A 21385-nucleotide genomic window follows, 5' to 3' on the forward strand; every position below is an offset into this window, starting at 1 on the left:
GGATCAGGGTGCGGAGCCGCTCCGGCTCGATGCGGGCGCGGGGAAAGACCTTGGTCTCGCCGAGGATGCCGTGGATGAGCGCCACGATGACGGCCCCGAGTCCGGCGCCCTGGAGCAAGAGATCACGCATCGACGCCTCCATACATCTATGTATGGTGGGATAGATGCTGGCCAGCCGCCTGTCAATACACTAGTGTATGGTGAGATTTCGGGACCTGACATGACCGAGCAGCTCTCCGCCGACGACTGGATCAAACAGGGACTCAAGGCGCTCGCCAGGAGCGGCTTCACGGCGCTGAAGGCCGATCCCTTGGCCAAGGCAATGGGCATCTCCCGCGGAAGCTTCTACTGGCATTTTGCCGATCTCGGCGCGTTCCACGCGGCCGTGCTGAAGCGCTGGCGCGAGGTCGCGGCCGAGGAGATCATCGCCGGCGTCGAAGGCGGTGGCGACGAGCCGCTGAAGGCGCTGCTGCGCAGGAGCTTTGGCGCCCGGCTCGACCTGGAGCGCGCGGTGCGCAACTGGGGGGCGTTCGATCCTGCGGCGCAAACGGCGGTCCGCGCCATCGATCGCCGCAGGCTCGATTATATCGAGGCGCTGCTGCAGCGCCGCGGTTTCTCCGCGGCGACCGCCCGGGCGCGCGCGCAGCTCCTATACTGGACGTTTCTCGGCTTCGCGCTGTCGGGCACGCCGGTGCCACCGGCGCGACTTCAGGGCCTGCTCGACGAGATCCTCGACATGCTCTCCGCGTAGCCCATCATGGGCGGCGGCATTTTTCTATGCTACAGCCAGCCGATTGCCGGAGACCCTCATGAACGCGCCGACCGAACGTCCCGAAAACAGCGTCGATCCGAAACTGCTGGAGATCCTGGTCTGCCCGCTGACCAAGGGCCCGCTGGAATTCGACTCCGCCAGGCAGGAGCTGATCTCCCGGAGCGCCAAGCTCGCTTATCCGATCCGAGACGGCATTCCGATCATGCTGCCGGAAGAGGCGCGGAAGATCGATTGAGGGTTGTTGCGCGATGACGCGCTACACTCTCGCGTCGTCCCGGCGTAGGCCGGGACGACGCGCGGAGGTTGGAGCGTCAGCTTGGCCTACAGCGCCTCGCCCTTCAGCAGCCGCGGGATTTCGCCCGTGAGGCCGGCGGCCTGGCGGATGAAGAGGTTCTTCAGCGGCGGCGTGCGGTCGACGAGGCCGAGGCCGATATCGCGCACCGTGCGCAGCAGCGTCGACTGGTTCGAGAACAGGAAGTTCAGCGAGTTGGTGGCAACGCCCATCGCCATGGTGTCGAAGCGGCGCCAGCGCTGGTAGCGCTCCAGCACATCCGCGCCGCCGAGATCCATGCCGAGCCGCGCCGCATCGACCACGACTTCGGCCAGCGCCGCGACATCCTTCAGCCCCATGTTGAGGCCCTGTCCCGCGATCGGGTGAATGACATGCGCGGAATCGCCGACCAGCGCGAGGCGCTCGGCGATGAAGGAGCGCGCGACGAAATAGGACAGCGGGAACGCGCGCGGCTTGTCGAGCGCTTTGATCTCGCCGAGATGTAAACCAAAACGCTGCTCGAGCTCGCCGTGAAACTCCTCGTCGCTAAGCGCGATGATGCGCGCGGCTTCACTGCGACGCTCGGTCCATACCAGCGAAGAGCGCTTTCCCGTGAGCGGCAGGATCGCGAACGGACCTGCGGGCAGAAAATGCTCTTCGGCGCGGCCCTCATGATCGCGCTCATGGCCGACCGTGACGACGATGCCGGATTGATCGTAGTCCCAGCCATGGGTGGCGATGCCGGCGCGCTCGCGCAGCTTCGACTTGGCGCCGTCGGCCGCGACCAGCAAACTCGCCGCGATGACGCTGCCATCGCCCAGCGTGACGTCGATGCTCTCGGCACGCGCGTCGTAAGACGACACGGTCGTGGCGCGGAGATCGATGCCTTCAGCCTCGGCGCGAGCGAGCAGCGCATCGATCAGGCGGCGGTTCTCGACCATATGCGCGAAGGGCTCGCCGGGCGCGACATCGCCGGCGAAGTTCAGGAACACCGGACGCGTCGCGTCCTCCAGCTTGGAATCGGTGACGACCATGTCGAGGATCGGCTGCGCCTCGCCCTTGACGTCATCCCAGGCGCCGAGCGCCTCGAACAGGCGGCGGCAGGCCGCGACGATCGCGGTCGCGCGGGGATCGCGGCTCGGCCGCGTGGCGAGCGCGGGGTCGGCGACGATGACGGGAATCTCGGGTCCCAGCCCCTGACGCAACGCGAGCGCCAGCGCCAGGCCCGCAAACGCGCCGCCGCCAATGACAATGTGACCCTGTACCGACATACCAAGCTTCCCGATCAATTCTTGGCCTTGCTAGCAGACTTGAGGTGGGCGAAACAGTGCGGTGAAACAAGGGCGGAACGGCCCAAAGACCTGCTCATGTGCCATTCCGGGGCGAGTATTCGCGCCGGCGTGACCGCAAGAAAGCACCACGATGTCCAAAAGCCTGATCGACCTGATTTCGATCCTCGACCTCGAGCAGCTCGAGGTGAATTTGTTCCGCGGCAACAGCCCGAAGACGAGCTGGCAGCGGGTGTTCGGCGGCCAGGTGATCGGACAGGCGATGGTGGCGGCGTGCCGCACGGTCGAGGGCCGGCTGCCGCATTCGCTGCACTGCTATTTCATCCTGCCGGGCGATCCGCAGATCCCGATCATCTACTAGGTCGAGCGCCTGCGCGACGGCAAGAGCTATTCGACGCGCCGTGTCACCGCGATCCAGCACGGCAACGCCATCTTCTCGATCATGGTGTCGTTCCACGCCGAGGAGGAGAGCGCGTTCGACCACCAGGACAAGATGCCCGACGTGCCGCCGCCGGAGAAGCTCACGGCGGAGGAGGTGGCGAAGCAGCCGATGTTCCGCGAGATGCCCGAGTTCATCCGCCGCTATTACGAATCCGATCGGCCGATCGAGCTGCGTCCGGTCGAGCTCGGCCGCTATTTCGGCCAGAAGATCGAGGACGGTCGCATCCATGTCTGGATCAAGACGGCGGCGACCCTGCCTGACGACCCGGCGCTGCACATGTGCGCGCTGGCCTATGCGTCGGACTTCTCGCTGCTCGATGCCATCATGGCGCGCTATGGCCGCACGCTGTTCGACAAGCGGATGATGCCGGCGAGCCTCGACCACGCGATGTGGTTTCACCGCCCGTTCCGCGCCGACGAATGGCTGCTCTACGCGCAGGATTCACCGAGCGCGCGCGGCGGCCGCGGCCTGACCCGCGGCTCGATCTTCAAGCCCGACGGCACGCTGGTCGCCTCCGTGGCGCAAGAAGGCTCCGTGCGCGAGCGGCGGAGCTGATATCAGATCTGGCCCGCCGGACTTGCTGGCGAGTGCACGTTGAATCCGAGCGATCTCAGCAGCATTCCGATCGAAAGTCCCGACAGCGAGAGCTCGCTGAGCCAGCGCCAGAACATGATGCTGAGAACGATGTTGCAGACCGCGACGATCGCGACGAACAGGCTCTGGTTGGATTTCGAAGCCGGACCGTCCGACAGCGACGGTCTCGACGACCTCATGCTCATGAAGAGTGCCAGCAGCGGCGGCAGAATCAGAATCGGAAAGACCGCCAGAACCCAGATCAGAATCTCGGGATCGCGGATCGACCAGCCGATCCTCTCCGCTTGGTAGCGGAATTCCTGCTTCAAGCGGCTGAGGACGTTTTCGACTGCTATCACGCCGCCGCATGAATTGCAGGTCAGCGCGCCGCTGTTGACCGCCGATCCGCACGAAGGACACGTTCGAACCCGCGGCCGATGCAGCGCGTTGGTCATACCGGCTGACCGGCCTGAAGTCGGCGGAGATAGCGGAGGTTCATGTCTTTCGCCGTCGCGTAGGCGTCGATCATCGACCAGATCCAGATTGTCCAGCCTAGGAAAACGATCCAAAGGGCGATGCATCCGATCAGCATCAACACGCCCTTGCCGACACGGCCGCAATACATCTGCCCTGCACCGCAGATCAGGAACGACAGCAGCAGCGCGACGCCGGGCGACTTCGCCCCGAACGCTCCGGAATCGTCGAGAAGAACCGCGGGATTCATCTGATTGACCACGTGCACGACGGTTGCACCCGCCGCGGCATTGATCGGCGGAGGAGCAGCTTGCTTGGTCGGCCTGAACAGGGACGAGAGGTAGCGGTCCTGCGAGGCGGGCATCCAGTTCTCGCTTCCAACCGGCAACACCTGGGTTGCGCCGTCGACGCGTCCCTCCTTGATGAATTCGTCAATGCGGTGCCCGTTATACGGCCCGTAAGTCTGCCCGTTGATGTGAATGTGCCATTCGGCGTCGAGCGGATGTGGCGGTACGTCGGAGCTTGGCGCGCTACGCGGCGGCTGAACCACAGAACGTCCCGCGCCACCCGGAGGTGGATTTGAAATATCGCCCACTGCGATCCCCCAAAAGAGTTGTACCTTGCAATGGAACCAACCTAGGGCAACAGGCCGGGGCTGTACAAGCGCAATGGACGCGCCTTCCGTCGATAATGCGAACATATCGGCGCCGCGCGGGGACGCGGCGCGATCTTCAAGCTCGACGGCATGCCGGCCGGCTCCGTTGCGCAGGAACGCTCGTTGCGCGAGCGGCGGAGCTGATGATCTCAAGCGCGAGTCCCTCGCGCTCGAGACGTTCTGATCGTGGTTACAGCGAACCGCGCGGCGCGAGCTCGATCTGCGAGGCGAACCAGTTCATGATCCAGCGATAGACCCACGGGATCGGGATGATGAGGCTGCACAGGATGGCGGCGACGATGCCACGCCAGAGGATTTCGAGACCGCTGCCCTTGAACACGAGTTCACGGCGCGTGCCCTCGATGCTGCGGCAGAACCAGCGCGTCTGAGCTGCGGCCACCCATGCCCAGCCGATGATGGTGATGACCGAGATCGCAAACAGCAGATTCCAGCCTATATAGGCCCAGACCGATCCGGTGAAGCTCAAGCCCAGCGGCTGACCATTGGAGGCGAGGTTCGCGATCATCCATTTGATCAGGAGCCAATAGAGAACGAGCTGGGCGATGAACAGGAGATTGCTCAGCAACTGGCTGCCGACATAGCCGATGACAATCGCCAGCACGATGAAGCCGAAGAACCAGGGCACGATCGCCATCGCGCTGCCGGTGAAGGACAGGTTCGGCCGTCCCGGAACCTTGACGCAGGGCACGAGCCATTTCGTGTACCAGACGAACAGCCAGGGCGCCGGGATGACGAAGCAGGAACCGATGGCCATCACCAGCGTGCGCCAGGTAAAATCCCAGATGCCGAAATCGACCGACAGCGAACCGCCGGCAGCGCTCCCGCTGGCTGCATAACCAGCGCCGCCCATCATCGGCGGACCACCGGCCTGGATGATCGGCGGCATGCCGCCAGCCGAGATCAGGCCCGGGATTTCGGCTGCCTTCTGCCAGCCGGCCATGCCCTCGGTCCACACCAGCGTCTCGGAACGCACGATCCCTTGCGCGATCAGGTCGCGGAATTGCCCCTCCGGATAGGGCCCCTGCTGCTTGCCCTCGGATGCATAGAACCAACTCGCCATGATGCGTCCCCCAAAATACTTATGTACCGTTCGGCCGGCGCGGGTTCACCGCATCCATGCGAAAAATGCATTGTGATAGATGAACTGACGCCCTGTACAGAGGCAGCCGTTCACACGAGCGCCCTTGGCCAAACGTTTTTCCGCTTCAATGTGCAAGTTTTTTGTGCCATTTGCCCGGAAAGATGCCAGATTGACGCAGCGCCGGGGACATGCGGCGCGGCGCATCCCGGGGAATAGGCCTGACCATGAAACTCGTCGTCGCGATCATCAAACCCTTCAAGCTCGATGAGGTCCGCCAGGCCCTGACGGCGATCGGCGTCCACGGCATGACCGTGACCGAGGTAAAGGGCTATGGCCGCCAGAAGGGTCACACCGAGATCTATCGCGGGGCGGAATATGTCGTGAACTTCCTGCCGAAGCTGCGGATCGAGATCGCGGTCGCCTCCGACGTCGCCGACAAGGCCGTGGGTGTGATCACCGCAAGCGCCCGCACCGGCCAGATCGGCGACGGCAAGATCTTCGTGACGCCGATCGACCATGCGCTGCGCATTCGCACCGGCGAAACCGACAGCGACGCACTCTGAAACTCTGTTTGACGCGTTTTCGTCACGCGAACCGGTATCCACTGCGCTCGAAACGCATCGCTCCTTCTTCGATTGCACCGGGCCTGGACGCCATCGCGTGCAAAGCCACCACGATGCCGGGGGGAAATGACATGGCAGGTTTGTTGCGCCGCGTAGCCGCGATGGCTGCGCCGGTCGGGTTCGTGTTGATGATGGCCGCGCCGGCGCAAGCCGCGGCCTCCGACATCAACACGGCCGACACCGCCTGGATGATCGTCGCCACCGCGCTGGTGCTGATGATGACGATCCCGGGGCTTGCGCTGTTCTACTCCGGCATGGTGCGCAAGAAGAACGTGCTCGCGACCATGGCGCAGAGCCTCGCCGCAGTGACGCTGATCTCGATCCTCTGGGTCGCGTTCGGCTATTCGCTGTGCTTCGTCGGTGACGGCCCCTGGCTCGGCACGCTCGACCGCTGGTTCCTGGCCGGCATGACCATGGACAGCATCAATCCGGCGGCGAAGACGATCCCGGAAGCGCTGTTCATGCTCTATCAGATGACGTTCGCGATCATCACGGTGGCGCTGGTCGCAGGCTCGGTGGCCGACCGGATGCGGTTCTCCGCCTATCTCCTGTTCTCGGTCGCCTGGTTCATCTTCGTCTATATTCCGCTGGCGCATTGGGTGTGGGGCGGCGGCTTCCTCAACAGCATGGGCGTGCTGGATTTCGCCGGCGGCCTCGTCGTGCATTTGTCGGCCGGCACAGGCGGCCTTGTCGCCGCGAAGGTGATGGGGCGGCGTCACGGCTACGGCACCGAGAATCTTTCTCCGTTCGATCTCTCGCTGGCGGTGATGGGCACCGGCCTGTTGTGGGTCGGCTGGTTCGGTTTCAACGGCGGCTCGGCCGGCGCTGCCAATTCGCGCGCGGTGATGGCGATCATCGCGACGCATCTTGCAGCGTGCTCGGGCGCGCTGACCTGGGGCGCGATCGAATGGTCGGCGCGGCGCAAGCCGTCCGTGCTCGGCATGATCTCGGGCGCGGTGGCCGGGCTCGGCACCATCACGCCGGCCTCGGGCTTCGTTGCGCCGTGGCACGGCATCGTCATCGGCATCGCCGCGGGCGGGATCTGCTACTGGGCCTGCACCTGGCTGAAGCACCGTTTCAACTACGACGATTCGCTCGACGTGTTCGGCGTCCACGGCATCGGCGGGCTGACCGGCACGCTGCTCGCCGGCGTGTTCGCCACCAGCGCGATCGGCGGCACTGCCGGCCTGCTCGAAGGCCATCCGCAGCAATTGCTGATCCAGCTTTACGGGATCGCCGTCACCTTCGTCTGGTCGGCGGGCGTGAGCTTCGTCCTGCTCAAGCTGGTCGGCCTGTTCGTGCCCTTGCGCGTCTCGCGCGAGCACGAGCTCGAGGGGCTCGATATCTCGCAGCACGGCGAGGCGCTGCAGTAAGGGCTTGCGCAACACATAAGCACGTGCTTATGTGTTGCCATGATCGAAGCCGACATCTTCAAAGCGCTGGCAGATCCGACGCGCCGCACTGTCTTTGAGAGGCTGGCGGGCGGAAGCCAGAACGCCAGCGCCTTGCGCGACGGATTGGAGATCAGCCAGCCGGCGATGTCGCAGCACCTTTCGGTGCTGCGCGCGGCAGGCCTTGTGCGCGAGCAGCGGCAGGGCCGCTTTGTGAATTACGAAGTCGATCCGGACGGAATCGCCGCCATCGGGGCATGGCTTGCGCGCTATCGCGCCTATTGGCCGAAGCGCATGGAAGCACTCGCCGATCTCTTGAAGGATATGGATCAATGAGCGACGCCGCAAAGCCTGACCGCCCCGACGCAAAGCTCGTGCTCGAATTCGAATTCGACGCACCGCCGGCAAAAGTCTGGCGTGCCGTCACCATTCCCGAGTTGCGCGAGCGCTGGCTTCCGGACTGCGATCTTGCCGGGGCCGAGCCTGAAACATCGGTCCCCGGCGAAGAGGTGCGCTACCGGATGCGCGATTCCGAGCCGCCGTTTCGTGAAAGCCACGTCATCTTCCGGATCGAGCCGAACGTGTCGGGCGGCACGCGCTTTCGCATCATTCAGCAAGCCTGCGAGATCGGCGCAAGACTGCCGCAGCCGGCCAACAGCAATTGCTGCCTGATGCGCGCGGCGGCCTGACACTCACACGACGTCATCACCTCAAAGACATGGAGGTCGCCGATGCGCGACATGCTTCAGCTCGTCCCTATGGTCGTCGAACAATCCGCGCGCGGCGAGCGATCGTTCGACATCTATTCGCGGCTGCTGCGCGAGCGCATCATCTTTCTCAACGGCGAGGTCAATGATGCGATGTCGGGCCTCGTCTGCGCGCAGCTCCTGTTCCTGGAGGCGGAGAACCCCAACAGGCCGATCAATCTCTACATCAATTCCTATGGCGGCGTGATCACCTCCGGCCTCGCGATGTACGACACCATGCAGTTCATCAAGGCGCCGGTGCATACGCTGTGCATGGGCACCGCGCGCTCGATGGGCTCGTTCCTGCTGATGGCGGGCGAGCCCGGTCACCGGGCCGCTTTGCCCAATGCGAGCCTTCACGTGCATCAGCCGCTCGGTGGCTTTCAGGGCCAGGCCACCGACATCCTGATCCATGCCAACGAGATGCAGGAAACCAAGCGGCGCATCATCCGCCTCTATGCGCAACATTGCGGACGGACCGAAGAGGAGGTCGAACGGACGCTGGACCGCGACCATTTCATGACCGCGCAGCAGGGCGTCGAGTGGGGCTTGATCGACCGGGTTTTCGCAGAGCGCGAGGCCGCCTGAAGATGCCATAGCGGCCCTCGGCCGGAGTGCTTTTGCCAGAGCCGGCGGCGCAACCCGGTCGCCGCCTTGCGCGCATGCCATGAGCAGCGGGCGCGACGGGTTCGATATCTCTCGGATCGAACTGTATTGCAGTACCTTCTACTGCCCGGCACATGAGCAACATTGTGTCGGCAGGCTGTTGCTGCCCTGATTTTAATCAGGGCTGATCACGTATTGAGCGCGACGTAATGGCGCAGTGCAGCGCAATACCCGTCAAACGCGAAAACCCCCGTTTTCATAGTCCATTAGGCAAGCCGTCCGATCTGGCACGGCATTTGATTCTAAGGGCCCGGCTGTGCCCGCGTAGTGAATCTTTCTCCCTCGTGGCGAACCAGTCGAGAAACGCCCGGCCACGTCCGGACCGGGCCCAAGCGGGGATAGGACCCATGAAAATTGTTATGGCGATTATCAAGCCATTCAAGCTGGAAGAAGTCCGTGACGCCCTGACCGCCATTGGCGTTCACGGTCTCACGGTGACGGAAGTCAAGGGCTATGGCCGGCAGAAAGGCCATACGGAAATCTACCGCGGCGCCGAATATGCCGTGAGCTTTCTGCCCAAGATCAAGATCGAAGTCGCTATCGCCTCCGAGCAGGTCGACAAGACCATCGACGCCATCACGTCCGCCGCGAAAACCGGTCAGATCGGCGACGGCAAGATCTTCGTCATCAACCTCGACCACGCGGTCCGCATCCGCACCGGTGAGGCCGACGCCGCGGCCCTTTGATTTCGCGCTCAACCAAAATTCAATCAGGAGTAAATGAAATGACGTTTAAGCGTCCCTATGGCGCGGGATTGGCGGCTCTCGCAGTCGGCCTGTTCGCTGCGACCGCAGCCTATGCCGAGCCAACGGTCAACAAGGGGGATAACGCCTGGATGCTGACATCGACAGTGCTCGTGCTGTTGATGACGATCCCGGGTCTCGCGCTGTTCTACGGCGGCCTCGTTCGTTCCAAGAACATGCTCTCGGTGCTGATGCAGGTGTTCTACACCGTCTGCGTCGTCACCGTGATCTGGGCCGTGTACGGCTACAGCCTCGCCTTCACCGGCGGTTCCGACTTCATCGGCGGCTTCTCGAAGGCGTTCATGATGGGCGTCACCACCGACTCGAAGGCCGCGACCTTCTCGGTCGACGCCAACATCTCGGAGCTCGTCTATATGTGCTTCCAGATGACCTTCGCGGCGATCACGCCCGCCCTCATCGTCGGCGCCTTCGCCGAGCGCATGAAGTTCTCGGCGATCGCACTGTTCATCCCGCTCTGGGTCACGCTGATCTACTTCCCGATCGCGCACATGGTCTGGTACTGGCCCGGCCCGGACGCGATCCAGGACGCGGCCAAGGCCCTGGCTGCTGCGACTGACGCGGCGGCGAAGACCGCGGCTCAGGCCAAGCTCGACGAGATCAACGCCGACGCCGGCTGGATCTTCAAGAAGGGCGCGATCGACTTCGCCGGCGGCACCGTGGTGCACATCAATGCCGGCATCGCCGGCCTCGTCGGCGCTCTGTTGATCGGCAAGCGCGTCGGCTACGGCAAGGAGCTGATGGCTCCGCACTCGCTGACCATGTCGATGATCGGCGCCTCGCTGCTCTGGGTCGGCTGGTTCGGCTTCAACGCCGGCTCCAACTTAGAGGCCAACGGCGGCGCTGCGCTCGCCATGACCAACTCCTTCGTCGCCACCGCCGCCGCTGCGCTGTCGTGGATGTTCGCGGAGTGGATCGTGAAGGGTCATCCGTCGGTGCTGGGCGTCATCTCCGGCGCTGTCGCGGGCCTCGTGGCCGTCACGCCTGCCGCCGGCTTCTCCGGCGTGATGGGTGCGATCGTCCTCGGTCTCGTGGTCGGCGTGGTCTGCCTGTTCTTCTGCACCGTCGTGAAGAACGCGCTCGGCTACGACGACTCGCTCGACGTGTTCGGCGTGCACTGCATCGGCGGCATCGTCGGCGCCCTCGGCACCGGCATCCTGGTCAATCCGGCTCTCGGTGGTGCTGGCATCATCGACTACACCGCGATCCCGCCCAAGGTTGCCGATTACGACTTCGCCGCGCAGATGATCTCCCAGATCGAAGCCGTCTGCACCACGCTGGTGTGGTCGGGCGTCGGTTCGGCGATCCTCTACAAGGTCGTCGACGTGATCGTTGGCCTGCGCGCCAATGTCGAGAGCGAGCGTGAAGGCCTCGACATCACCGACCACACCGAACGCGCCTACAATATGTAACCTCTCCTCCCGGGCGCGATCTCTCCTCGGGGATCGCGTCCACTCCTACGGTTCGGGCACATACCCGGCAATGCCCCGACCGTTGAGGGGCTCCAGCGCAAGCTGGAGCCCCTTTCTTTTTGCCCGGCGCTCCAAAGAAAGGGGATTGCCATTCCGGATCGCCGGCGCAGAAATACCGACCACAACGAACAATAAAACGGGAGGTCGTCATGCGTTTGGAAGGCGGATGCTATTGCGGCGAAGTTCGCTACGTTGCCGAGGGCGATCCGATGATGCAGGCCCAATGTCACTGCCGCGAGTGCCAGTACATCTCGGGCGGCGGGCCCAACACCTTCATCGCGATGCCGGCGGCCGGGTTCACCTACATCACGGGGCAGCCCAAGCAGTTCACCCGCAAGGACCTCGAACGCGCCGTGACGCGCGAATTCTGCGCCGAGTGCGGCACGCATCTGGTCACCAAGGTTCCGGGACTGCCGGCGACCGTGGTCAAGGTCGGCACGCTGGACGAGCCGGACCAGTTCCGGCCGCAGATGGCGATCTACACCTGCGACATGCGGGACTTCCACACGATCCCCGCGGGCATGAAGACATTCGAGAAACTGCCGGGGCGCTGAAGGTCCGACATGGGCCGAATTGGTCATGGCCGGGACAAGCCGGGCCATGACGGGCACTCGGGCGCAGCTCGAATCCCTTGTTATCCGGGCTCGTTATTCACGCTCTGGACGGGCCGGCCGGCCGATGGTTAATCGCGTCTTAACCTCGCCCTATCTATGGTGAACTGAACCGCTTTCCCGCCGGCGCCCGCGCGCGACCGGCCGTTCCGAGAGTACTGGCGCCCAGAATGGTCATGACCGCTTCATCCCGTGCGCCGCAGGCCAGTGGAAGCTCCAATAACGAACGCTCGCCCTTTGTCCGGCTGAACGAGCTGCTGGCGCCGCATCAACCCGGCAAGCCCTTGATTTCGCTCGCAGTCGGCGAGCCGCAGCATCCGGTGCCTGACTTCGTCGGCCCGGTGCTGGCCAAGCACATCGCCGATTTCGGCCGTTACCCGATGAACCAGGGCACCGAGCCGTTCAGGAACGCGGCAAGCGCCTGGCTGTCGTCGCGCTTCAAACTGCCGCGCGCGCTGGATCCCAAGAGCGAGATTCTCGTCCTCAATGGCAGCCGCGAAGGGCTGTTCCTTGCCGCGATGGCGGCTGCGCGCTATGTCGGCCCGCGTCCCGGCAAGCCCGCCATCCTGATGCCGAACCCGTTCTATCCGGTCTATGGCGCCGGCGCTCTCGCAGCGGCTTGCGAGCCGGTGCATCTGCCGACCACAGTCGACAACGGCTTCCTGCCTGATCTCGACGCCATCGACGAAGCGACGCTGGCGCGCACGGTCGCATTCTATCTGGCCTCGCCCGCCAATCCGCAGGGCTCGGTCGCTACGCGTGATTACTTCACGCGGTTGAAGCAGCTCGCCGATCGGCACGGCTTTATGATCCTCAGCGACGAGTGCTACTCGGAGATCTACACCCGCGAGGCGCCGGGCAGCGCGCTCGAATGTGCGGGGGCCGATTTCACCCGCGTGGCTGCATTCCAATCGCTGTCGAAGCGCTCCAACCTGCCGGGCCTGCGCGTCGGCTTCGCCGCCGGCGACAAGAGATTCATCGGCATGTTCCTGGAGCTGCGCAACATCGCGGCCCCGCAGGTGCCGGTACCGCTCCAGCATGTCGCGACCGTTGCCTATGGCGACGAAGCGCATGTCGAGGAGAACCGCAGGCTCTACCGGATCAAGTTCGATCTCGCCGACCAGATCATCGGCAATCGTTATGGCTATCGCCGGCCCGATGCCGGCTTCTGCGTCTGGCTCAACACGTCCGGGATCGGCGACGACGTGTCGGTGACGCTGAAACTCTTCAAGGGAGCAGGCGTGCGCGTGGTGCCCGGCAGCTTTTTGGCGCGGCAACAGCCCGACGGCTTCAACCCCGGTGCCGGCTACATCAGGCTGGCGCTGGTGCAGGATAGCGAGACCACGGCGCAGGCGCTGCACCGGCTGGTCGAAACTCTGGGTTAGGCGGGGCCCATGAGCATGTCGGCAATCGAGCGTGTCATTCCCCTGGTCGGCCATCTGCCGCCCTCGATCCGGGAGGGTCTGGCGCGGCGCATGCGCGAGCTCACCGGCCTCGGCCTGATCGCGCTGGCCGGCCTCGCCTCCGCCGCGCTGATGACCTGGTCGGTGCAGGACCCGAGCCTCAGCCACGCCACCTCGCGCCCGATCCGCAACATTCTCGGTTATGCCGGCGCGATCGGCGCCGACCTCGCCATGCAGATCCTCGGGCTCGGCGCGATCATGCTGATCCTCACCGTCGCAGTGTGGGGCTGGCGCATGATGACCCATCGCCCGTTCGATCGCGAGGCGCTGCGGCTCGGCTGCTGGATCCTCTGCACCGTGATCGCGGCGGGTTTTGTCAGCTGCTGGCCGCATGGCGGCGCCTGGCCGCTGCCGACCGGGCTCGGCGGCGTGGTCGGCGATGCGCTGGTGCGCGCCCCCGCTGTGATCTTCGGACCGCCAGGCGTGATCTATCGCCTGGTGCTCGGCGCGATCCTGTTCGTCGCGCTGGCTGCGACGTTCCTGATCGCCTGCGGTCTCGGCGCGCGCGAGCATGACGACGAGCTCGCTGACATCGAGGAGGACGACAAGCCGCTCGAGGACGACGAGGACAGCGATCACGGCTCGGTATCGCTAGGCTGGCTGTTCCACGCGCTGATGAGCACCAAGGCGCGGCTCATCTGGCTGTTCGGCGCGGCCTATCGTTCGCTGGTCTCGAGCGGACCGAAGGCCAAGGCTGTCGCATTCAGCCGGCAGGAACCCAATCTCGGCGGCGGCCGCGCCGCGCCTTCGATCTCACCGCAGTCCAAGGACGAAGATTACGAGGACGAGCACGAAGAGGTCGAAGAAGAAGAGGAGGAGGAAGAGGAAGAGGCGCCCGCGCGCGCATCGCGCAAGAAGGCTGCGCCGAAGCCGGCGGCCAAGAAGGGCTCCGACAAGTTCGATCTTCCCTCCGTCTCCATGCTGGCGGCGCCGAAGGCCGGCGACCGTCAGCCGCTCAGCAAGGCCGAGCTCGAAACCAACTCGCGCTCGCTCGAGGGCGTGCTGCAGGATTTCGGCGTGCGCGGCGAGATCGTGAAAGCCAATCCGGGCCCCGTCGTCACGCTGTACGAGCTGGAGCCGGCGCCGGGCATCAAATCCTCCCGCGTGATCGGCCTCGCCGACGACATCGCGCGCTCGATGAGCGCCCTGTCGGCACGCGTTGCCGTCGTTCCCGGCCGCAACGCCATCGGCATCGAGCTGCCGAACGCACATCGCGAAAAGGTCTACTTGCGCGAATTGCTGGTGGCGAAGGAAGCCACCGACACGGTGGCGAAATTGCCGCTCTGCCTCGGCAAGACCATCGGCGGCGACCCCGTCATCATCGACCTCGCGCGCACGCCGCACATGCTGATTGCCGGTACCACCGGCTCCGGTAAGTCCGTCGCGATCAACACCATGATCCTCAGTCTGGTCTACCGGCTGCGCCCGGACCAGTGCCGCCTGATCATGGTCGATCCCAAGATGCTCGAACTCTCCGTCTATGACGGAATTCCCCATCTGCTCACGCCCGTCGTGACCGATCCGAAGAAGGCGGTGGTCGCGCTGAAATGGGCGGTGCGCGAGATGGAAGAGCGCTACAAGAACATGGCCAAGCTCGGCGTGCGCAACATCGACGGCTACAACACGCGCCTGCTCGAGCTGAAAGCCAAGGGCGAAGAGCCGACGCGCACGGTGCACACCGGCTTCGACAAGGAAACCGGCAAGGCGATCTACGAGGAAGAGAAGCTCTCGCTCGATCCGCTGCCCTACATCGTCATCATCGTCGACGAAATGGCCGACCTGATGATGGTGGCCGGCAAGGACATCGAAGGCGCGGTGCAGCGCCTCGCACAGATGGCGCGCGCCGCCGGCCTGCATGTGATTCTCGCGACACAGCGCCCGTCGGTTGACGTCATCACCGGCACCATCAAGGCGAACTTCCCGACCCGTATCGCCTTCCAGGTCACCTCGAAAATCGACAGCCGCACCATTCTAGGCGAGATGGGTGCCGAGCAGCTGCTCGGCCAGGGCGACATGCTCTACATGGCCGGCGGCGGCCGCATCAGCCGCGTGCACGGACCTTTCGCCTCGGACGAGGAAGTCGAGAAGGTGGTGCGCCACCTCAAGACGCAGGGCCAGCCCGAATATCTCGAGGCCGTCACGGCCGAAGAGCCGAGCGAGGACGAGGATGGTGGCGCGGTGTTCGACGCCAGTGGCATGGGCGCAGATGGCGGCGGCGACCTGTTCCAGCAGGCCGTGGCGATCGTCAAGCGCGACCGCAAGGCCTCGACCAGCTACATCCAGCGCCGCCTGCAAATCGGCTATAACCGCGCGGCATCGCTGATGGAGCGCATGGAACTGGAAGGCATCGTCGGACCCGCCAATCACGCCGGCAAACGCGAGATTCTGGTCGAGGAAGAAGACAGCCACATGTGAGGCAGCACGCCTCGAATGACATTTTCACGCAAAATCGATCTCCGCTTTTGCCCGAAATCACGCTAAAACGGCGCCCAGCCACACAGGACGACGCGTTGACCAGACATCCGGACATTCGATTCGCGGCCTCTTTCGCTGCGCGCGGCGCGCGCGTGGCGGGCGTGCTTCTCGTCACCGCCATGATGGTGACCGCAGCGTCGTTTGCACAGAACGTCCCCGTGCCGAAGCCTGCACCGAAGGGCCGCGACAATGCTCAGCCCTCGGGAGGGCCGGCGATCACCGGTGCGACGCAGGCGCCGCCGAATCCGGTGATTCCCGATCCGCGCCGGAACGTGCCGAGCAGCATCTTCCAGACTTTCGACGACAAGCAGAAGGCGCAGGCGGCCAAGGTCAGCGCCTATCTGTCGTCGCTGTCGACGCTGGTCGGGAATTTCGTCCAGGTCGGCCCCGACGGCAGCAAGACGCAGGGCGATTTCTACATCCAGAAGCCGGGCAAGCTCCGCTTCGAATATGACCCGCCGAGCCCGATCGACATCATCGCCGACGGATCGTCGGTCGTGGTCCGCGACCGCAAGCTCGCGACGCAGGACGTCTACCCGCTGTCGCAGACGCCGCTGCGCTTCCTGCTGTCGGACCGCATCGACCTGATGAAGGACACCAACGTCGTCAACGTCACCTCCGACGATCTCTTCATCAGTGTCACCATCGAAGAGAAGCAGGCGCTGGTCGGCACCAGCCGCCTGCTGCTGATGATCGGCGCCAAGGACGGCCAGCTGAAGCAATGGACCGTCACCGACCCGCAGGGCTACGACACCACGGTCGCGGTCTACAATCTCGATGCGGGCAAGAAGCTCGATCCCAGCATGTTCAAGATCGATTTCACCAATTACGGCCCGGCGCCGGGCTAAGCGCTCGACTGCCGTAGGGTGGCAAAGGCGCACTTGCGCCGTGCCCACCATCTAGACATCGTGGGCACGCTTCACTTTGCCCACCCTGCAGCACCGCCCCTGTGGACAAGCATTCCGCCCCCGTCAATCCATGCTAAGACGCCATTCTCATGCGTCTTTCCCTGACAACCTGGAACATCAATTCGGTGCGGCTGCGCATCGACCTGGTCGCGAAATTTCTCAAGAGTGCGCGGCCGGACGTGCTGTGTCTGCAGGAAACCAAATGCATCGACGACGCCTTTCCGCTGAAGCGCTTCAAGCGGCTCGGTTACGAGCACGTCGCGCTGAACGGACAGAAGGGCTATCACGGCGTCGCCATCGTCTCGAAGATCCCGTTCGAATCGACTGACATCCGCACCTTCTGCGACAAGGTGGATTCGCGCCATATTTCGGTGTCGTTCGGCGAGAAGGCCACAATCGCAAAGCCGCTGGTGCTGCATAATTTCTACGTGCCGGCCGGCGGCGACATTCCCGATCCCGCGCTGAACCAGAAGTTCGACCATAAGCTTCGCTTCCTCGACGAGATGAAGGCCTGCGAGCCGCTGCATCCGCGCGGTGATGACAGACACATCCTGGTCGGCGATCTCAACGTCGCGCCGCACGAGAACGACGTGTGGTCGCACAAGCAGCTTCTGAAAGTCGTCTCGCACACGCCCATAGAAACCGAAAAGCTGAAGGCCGCGCTCGAAGCCGGCGAATGGGTCGACGTCGCGCGCGACCGCATCCCGATGTCGGAAAAGGTCTACACTTGGTGGAGCTACCGCTCCGCCGACTGGACCGTCGGTGATCGCGGCCGCAGGCTCGACCACATCTGGGTCTCGCGCGCGCTGAAGGATGCGGTGCAGGATTTCAGGATTCTGCGCGATGCCCGCAGCTGGGAACGGCCGTCGGATCACGTGCCTGTGACGGTGACGCTGGACGTGTAACTCTCGTCATTCCGGGGCGGGCGTAGCGCGAGCCCGGAATCCATCAGGCGGCAAAGTTGGTGGATGAATGGATTCCGGGTTCGCGACTTCGTCGCGCCCCGGAATGACGGGTGGGGAGGTTACGTACTCAGCTTCGAACCGGCCATCAGGATATCGCTGGCGATCTGGCTGGAGCGGATGGCGAATTCGTCGCGCAGGCGGACCGCGGCGGCAGGATCGCTTTCGAGCACGCGCTGAAACAGGCTGCGCGCGACGCGGATGACGGAGGAATGCTCCAGCGCGACCGCGCTCGACGGCCGCTTCATCGGCACGACCAGCGCAAGCTCGCCGATCAGCGTGCCGGGGCCGGCGATCATCTCGGCGCCCGCGCCGTCATCGACACGGAAGGCGCCGCGCTGGACCACGAAGCCGGCATCGGCATCGTCGCCGAGATTGAACAGGATGTCGCCGCGGACGAAGTCGCGCTGCTCGGAGCCGATCGCCAGCATGCGCAACGAGGCGTCTCCCAACAGGCGCAGTGTCGGGACACGCTCGAGCAGCGCTACGTCGTCGTCGATTGACATTCCGGTCCGAGGTTCGTGGAACGCGCTGATTTACGACGAATCGCGCGCATCCGGAACGTATCACGGCACCAGCTTGTAGCCACCGGCTTCCGTTACCAGGATCTCCGGGTTGGCGGCGTCCTTCTCGATCTTCTGGCGGAGGCGGTAGATGTGGGTTTCCAGCGTGTGGGTGGTGACGCCGGAATTGTAGCCCCAGACCTCCTGGAGCAGGGTCTCGCGCGACACCGGCATCTGGCCGGCCCGGTAGAGGAAGCGCAGGATTGCGGTTTCCTTCTCGGTGAGGCGGACCTTGCGGGCATTGGCCGCGGTCAGCATCTTGGAGCCGGGACGGAAGGAGTAGGGGCCGACCGAGAACACCGCGTCCTCGCTGGCTTCGTGCTGGCGAAGCTGGGCGCGGATGCGGGCCAGCAGCACGGCAAAGCGGAACGGCTTTGCGACATAGTCGTTGGCCCCCGATTCCAGGCCCAAAATCGTGTCGGAATCGGTGTCGTGCCCCGTCAGCATGATGATCGGCGCCTTGAAGCCGCCTTTGCGCAAGGAGCGGACCACCTCGCGGCCGTCGGTGTCGGGAAGGCCGACATCCATCAGGACCAGATCGGGGGCGTTGGCCTTTGCGGCGCTCGCGCCCTTGGCGCCGGTATCGACGGCGGAGGCTTCAAATTCTTCGTGTAGCGATAATTGCTCCACCAACGTATCGCGCAGATCGGTATCGTCATCCACGATCAGGATCTTGCGGGCATTGGCCATGGGGGATCATCCTTTTGGGTCGGACGGGCGCGCGGGCATGCCGCACCCAGCCGTGATGGGAAGTTTAGGGGTCGCTGTTTTTATTGTTGTTCGTGTTGAAGTAGTGGGCTGTTACCGATTCACAAGCCGGAATTACTCTAACCCAGAATAGCAGGGCGCATTGATGAATGTCCTGTAATGAATTCGGCATCGCGCGTTCACATGAAAAATAAAGCTGTGTCAGTGAGTTATACCAGGAATCGAGGGCCGGGACCGCTGTCCGCGATCCGCGTTAAGCCTGCCGCAGGGAATCCGCGCCGGGGCTGGCTGACGGTCGGCCATTTGACGATCCCGGTGGCGCTCGGCCGCGGCGGCATTCTGGCCAACAAGCGCGAGGGCGACGGCGGTACCCCGAGAGGCTGTTTTCGTCCCAGGCGATTGTGGTGGCGGGGCGACCGGCACAGCCGGCCCCGGACCTTTCTGCCGGCGCGGACCATTGGCGACACGGATGCCTGGTGCGAAGACCCCGGCGATCGCCACTACAACCAGTGGATCCGGCGCGGGAAGGGCGAGGGCGGCGATCGGCTCAAACGGGCCGATCATCTCTATGACTTCATCATCGAAATCGACCACAACGCCAGGCCGCGCGTCGCCGGCCGCGGCAGCGCCGTCTTCCTGCATCTGGCGCGCGACAATTTCGGCCCGACCGCGGGCTGCGTCTCCATGACCAAGGCGGCGATGCTGCAATTGCTGCGGCAGATAGGACCAAGAACAAGAATCATCATCGGGTGAGGACAGATGCTCGACAAGGATCAGATCAACGCCGCTTCGCAGGTCCTCGTTCGACATTGGCGCGACGGCACCAAGCTCGATGCGCTGGAGACGCGGCTGCGGCCGCAGAGCCGCGCGGATGGTTACGCCGTGCAGGGCGTGCTCGAACACCAGTCGTTCGGAAAACTGTTCGGCTGGAAGATCGCGGCGACCAGCGAGGCCGGCCAGAAGCACATCAACGTCACGGGACCGCTGGCCGGGCGCATCATGAGCGACACGGTGATCGCCGACGGCGGTATCGCGTCGATGAAGGGCAATGCAATGCGGGTCGGCGAGCCCGAATTCTGCTTTCGCATGGCGCGCGATCTGGCGCCGCGACCGACGCCTTTTGGCGTCGACGAGGTACTTGCGGCGGTCGACAGCTTGCATCCGGCCATCGAGATTCCGGATTCGCGCTTCGCCGATTTCACCGGCGCAGGCGAGGCGCAGCTGATCGCCGACAACGCCTGCGCACATTTGTTCGTGCTTGGTGCCGCCACTTCCGCAAGCTGGCGCACGATGGATCTCGTCGAGGAGCGGCCGCAGATCACGCTGCGCGGCGAGCGCTATGTCGGTCACGGCAAGAACGTGCTCGGCGATCCCCTGATGGCGCTGGCCTGGCTTGCCAATGAGCTGCGCGGGCTCGGCATCACCTTGCGGGCAGGGCAGGTGGTGACGACGGGCACCTGTCATCCGCCGCTGCCGATCCAGGCCGGCGATCATTTCGCGGCGGATTTCGGCGCGCTGGGGAAGGTGTCGGTCAGATTTGAATAGGCGGCCTCACACTCCGCCGTCATTGCGAGGAGCTCTTGCGACGAAGCAATCCAGGCTGCCTCCACGGAAAGATTCTGGATTGCTTCGCTTCGCTCGCAATGACGAACTCTAGCCGATGCCGTGCGAGCGTCCGCCGCCGGCACTCACCGATGCCCGAAGATCGCGCTTCCGACGCGCACATGGGTGGCGCCCAACAGAATCGCGGTCGCATAATCCGCGCTCATGCCCATCGAGAGGTTGGTCAATCCGTTGCGCGCCGCGATCTTGGCGGTCAGTGCGAAATGCGCAGCCGGCGGCTCGTCCACCGGGGGAATACACATCAGGCCTGATATCGTCAGGCCATAGGTGTCGCGGCAGCTTGCCAGGAAGGCGTCGGCCTCGCCGGGCGCAACGCCGGCCTTCTGCGGCTCCTCGCCGGTGTTGATCTGGACAAAGAGCTGCGGGTGCCTGTTCTGGGATTCGATTTCCTTGGCTAACGCCTGGCAAATGCTCGGTCGGTCCACCGAGTGGATGGCATCGAACAGCGCGACCGCCTCTTTCGCCTTGTTGGATTGCAGTGGTCCGATCAGATGCAGCGCGATGTCAAGGTAATCGGCTGTTAACGCCGGCCACTTGCCTTTGGCCTCCTGCACCCGATTCTCGCCGAATACGCGCTGTCCGGCGCCGATAACCGGGAGAATTGCATCCGCAGCGAAAGTCTTTGACACCGCGATCAGCGTCACCGAGGCGCGATCGCGCCGCGCATCCTTGCAGGCGCGTGCAATCTCGGCCTCGACCGCGGCAAGCGCGTTTGGTGAATGACCGGTTACCGGCGCGGCGTTATTGTCTGTCATGATGTCGATCGAACTATGCGAGTACCGGAGGTAGTTCCAATTTTACCAAGTTCAAGAAAGAGTTTTTGAACCCTTCGCTT

Annotated in this window: 23 protein-coding genes and 1 pseudogene; 17 read left to right on the forward strand and 7 right to left on the reverse strand. The window is 64.2% G+C overall.

The window, feature by feature from the left end; genetic code table 11:
* Nucleotides 1-220 precede the first annotated feature (220 nt).
* Nucleotides 221-751 carry a TetR/AcrR family transcriptional regulator gene (locus IF809_RS21130; protein WP_462838403.1) on the forward strand — a complete coding sequence of 177 codons (531 nt, stop codon included), beginning with the start codon at nucleotides 221-223 and terminating at the stop codon, nucleotides 749-751.
* 58 nt (nucleotides 752-809) lie between these two features.
* Nucleotides 810-1007 (forward strand): Trm112 family protein, encoded by a 198-nt coding sequence (locus IF809_RS21135; protein ID WP_074117933.1) that lies wholly within the window; start codon nucleotides 810-812, stop codon nucleotides 1005-1007.
* Between the two features lie 86 nt (nucleotides 1008-1093).
* Here IF809_RS21135 and IF809_RS21140 read toward each other — a convergent pair whose 3' ends face one another.
* On the reverse strand, nucleotides 1094-2314 hold the full coding sequence (locus IF809_RS21140; protein ID WP_462838404.1) for a ubiquinone biosynthesis hydroxylase: 1221 nt from the start codon (nucleotides 2312-2314) through the stop codon (nucleotides 1094-1096).
* Nucleotides 2315-2465: 151 nt separating this feature from the next.
* Between IF809_RS21140 and tesB the strand changes: the two are divergent.
* A pseudogene (tesB, locus tag IF809_RS21145) lies at nucleotides 2466-3329 on the forward strand (acyl-CoA thioesterase II).
* Nucleotides 3330-3331: 2 nt separating this feature from the next.
* Here the strand turns inward: tesB and IF809_RS21150 are convergent.
* From IF809_RS21150 to IF809_RS21160, 3 genes are all read right to left on the reverse strand, one after another.
* A complete protein-coding gene (locus IF809_RS21150) occupies nucleotides 3332-3706 on the reverse strand; it encodes a hypothetical protein (protein ID WP_128963261.1) in 375 nt (124 codons plus the stop codon).
* A 92-nt stretch (nucleotides 3707-3798) separates the two neighbouring features.
* Complete coding sequence (locus tag IF809_RS21155; protein ID WP_462838405.1) at nucleotides 3799-4521, reverse strand: DUF4339 domain-containing protein; 723 nt, start codon at nucleotides 4519-4521, stop codon at nucleotides 3799-3801.
* 145 nt (nucleotides 4522-4666) lie between these two features.
* On the reverse strand, nucleotides 4667-5557 hold the full coding sequence (locus IF809_RS21160; protein ID WP_462838406.1) for a DUF4339 domain-containing protein: 891 nt from the start codon (nucleotides 5555-5557) through the stop codon (nucleotides 4667-4669).
* Nucleotides 5558-5802: 245 nt separating this feature from the next.
* Here IF809_RS21160 and IF809_RS21165 point away from each other — a divergent pair, with 245 nt between their 5' ends.
* The 12 genes from IF809_RS21165 to xth all read left to right on the forward strand — a co-directional run bounded on the left by IF809_RS21165 (nucleotide 5803) and on the right by xth (nucleotide 17599).
* The gene (locus IF809_RS21165; protein WP_128963258.1) at nucleotides 5803-6141 is read left to right on the forward strand and encodes a P-II family nitrogen regulator; all 339 of its coding nucleotides are present in this window, start codon (nucleotides 5803-5805) and stop codon (nucleotides 6139-6141) included.
* Nucleotides 6142-6272: 131 nt separating this feature from the next.
* Nucleotides 6273-7574, forward strand: a complete 1302-nt coding sequence (locus IF809_RS21170) for an ammonium transporter (protein WP_462838407.1) — start codon at nucleotides 6273-6275, stop codon at nucleotides 7572-7574.
* Nucleotides 7575-7613: 39 nt separating this feature from the next.
* Nucleotides 7614-7928, forward strand: coding sequence for an ArsR/SmtB family transcription factor (locus IF809_RS21175; RefSeq protein ID WP_462838408.1), 315 nt, complete (start codon nucleotides 7614-7616; stop codon nucleotides 7926-7928).
* The gene (locus IF809_RS21180; RefSeq protein ID WP_462838409.1) at nucleotides 7925-8281 is read left to right on the forward strand and encodes an SRPBCC family protein; all 357 of its coding nucleotides are present in this window, start codon (nucleotides 7925-7927) and stop codon (nucleotides 8279-8281) included. The genes IF809_RS21175 and IF809_RS21180 overlap by 4 nt, the downstream gene beginning before the upstream one ends.
* A gap of 42 nt (nucleotides 8282-8323) precedes the next feature.
* The gene (locus tag IF809_RS21185; protein WP_128963254.1) at nucleotides 8324-8926 is read left to right on the forward strand and encodes an ATP-dependent Clp protease proteolytic subunit; all 603 of its coding nucleotides are present in this window, start codon (nucleotides 8324-8326) and stop codon (nucleotides 8924-8926) included.
* 425 nt (nucleotides 8927-9351) lie between these two features.
* Entirely contained in the window at nucleotides 9352-9690 is a 339-nt protein-coding gene (locus tag IF809_RS21190) for a P-II family nitrogen regulator (protein ID WP_164938363.1), read from the forward strand.
* A gap of 38 nt (nucleotides 9691-9728) precedes the next feature.
* Complete coding sequence (locus IF809_RS21195) at nucleotides 9729-11177, forward strand: ammonium transporter (protein WP_453981245.1); 1449 nt, start codon at nucleotides 9729-9731, stop codon at nucleotides 11175-11177.
* Between the two features lie 209 nt (nucleotides 11178-11386).
* On the forward strand, nucleotides 11387-11791 hold the full coding sequence (locus IF809_RS21200) for a GFA family protein (protein WP_462838410.1): 405 nt from the start codon (nucleotides 11387-11389) through the stop codon (nucleotides 11789-11791).
* A 227-nt stretch (nucleotides 11792-12018) separates the two neighbouring features.
* The gene (locus IF809_RS21205; RefSeq protein WP_462838411.1) at nucleotides 12019-13233 is read left to right on the forward strand and encodes an aminotransferase class I/II-fold pyridoxal phosphate-dependent enzyme; all 1215 of its coding nucleotides are present in this window, start codon (nucleotides 12019-12021) and stop codon (nucleotides 13231-13233) included.
* A 9-nt stretch (nucleotides 13234-13242) separates the two neighbouring features.
* Entirely contained in the window at nucleotides 13243-15726 is a 2484-nt protein-coding gene (locus IF809_RS21210) for a DNA translocase FtsK (protein WP_462838412.1), read from the forward strand.
* Between the two features lie 152 nt (nucleotides 15727-15878).
* Nucleotides 15879-16634 (forward strand): outer membrane lipoprotein carrier protein LolA, encoded by a 756-nt coding sequence (locus tag IF809_RS21215; protein ID WP_453983763.1) that lies wholly within the window; start codon nucleotides 15879-15881, stop codon nucleotides 16632-16634.
* A 149-nt stretch (nucleotides 16635-16783) separates the two neighbouring features.
* Nucleotides 16784-17599 (forward strand): exodeoxyribonuclease III, encoded by an 816-nt coding sequence (xth, locus tag IF809_RS21220; RefSeq protein WP_462838413.1) that lies wholly within the window; start codon nucleotides 16784-16786, stop codon nucleotides 17597-17599.
* Nucleotides 17600-17718: 119 nt separating this feature from the next.
* Here xth and IF809_RS21225 read toward each other — a convergent pair whose 3' ends face one another.
* Complete coding sequence (locus tag IF809_RS21225) at nucleotides 17719-18162, reverse strand: cyclic nucleotide-binding domain-containing protein (RefSeq protein ID WP_128963248.1); 444 nt, start codon at nucleotides 18160-18162, stop codon at nucleotides 17719-17721.
* A gap of 60 nt (nucleotides 18163-18222) precedes the next feature.
* Nucleotides 18223-18909, reverse strand: a complete 687-nt coding sequence (locus IF809_RS21230; protein ID WP_007598630.1) for a response regulator transcription factor — start codon at nucleotides 18907-18909, stop codon at nucleotides 18223-18225.
* A 201-nt stretch (nucleotides 18910-19110) separates the two neighbouring features.
* Between IF809_RS21230 and IF809_RS21235 the strand changes: the two genes are divergently transcribed.
* Nucleotides 19111-19680 carry a L,D-transpeptidase family protein gene (locus tag IF809_RS21235; RefSeq protein ID WP_164938362.1) on the forward strand — a complete coding sequence of 190 codons (570 nt, stop codon included), beginning with the start codon at nucleotides 19111-19113 and terminating at the stop codon, nucleotides 19678-19680.
* A 6-nt stretch (nucleotides 19681-19686) separates the two neighbouring features.
* The gene (locus IF809_RS21240) at nucleotides 19687-20472 is read left to right on the forward strand and encodes a 2-keto-4-pentenoate hydratase (protein WP_462838414.1); all 786 of its coding nucleotides are present in this window, start codon (nucleotides 19687-19689) and stop codon (nucleotides 20470-20472) included.
* 143 nt (nucleotides 20473-20615) lie between these two features.
* On the opposite strand, the gene IF809_RS21245 is transcribed toward IF809_RS21240, so the two are convergent.
* The gene (locus IF809_RS21245; RefSeq protein WP_462838415.1) at nucleotides 20616-21305 is read right to left on the reverse strand and encodes a YggS family pyridoxal phosphate-dependent enzyme; all 690 of its coding nucleotides are present in this window, start codon (nucleotides 21303-21305) and stop codon (nucleotides 20616-20618) included.
* Between the last annotated feature and the right edge of the window lie 80 nt (nucleotides 21306-21385).

The organism is Bradyrhizobium sp. UFLA06-24, from assembly GCF_054967145.1.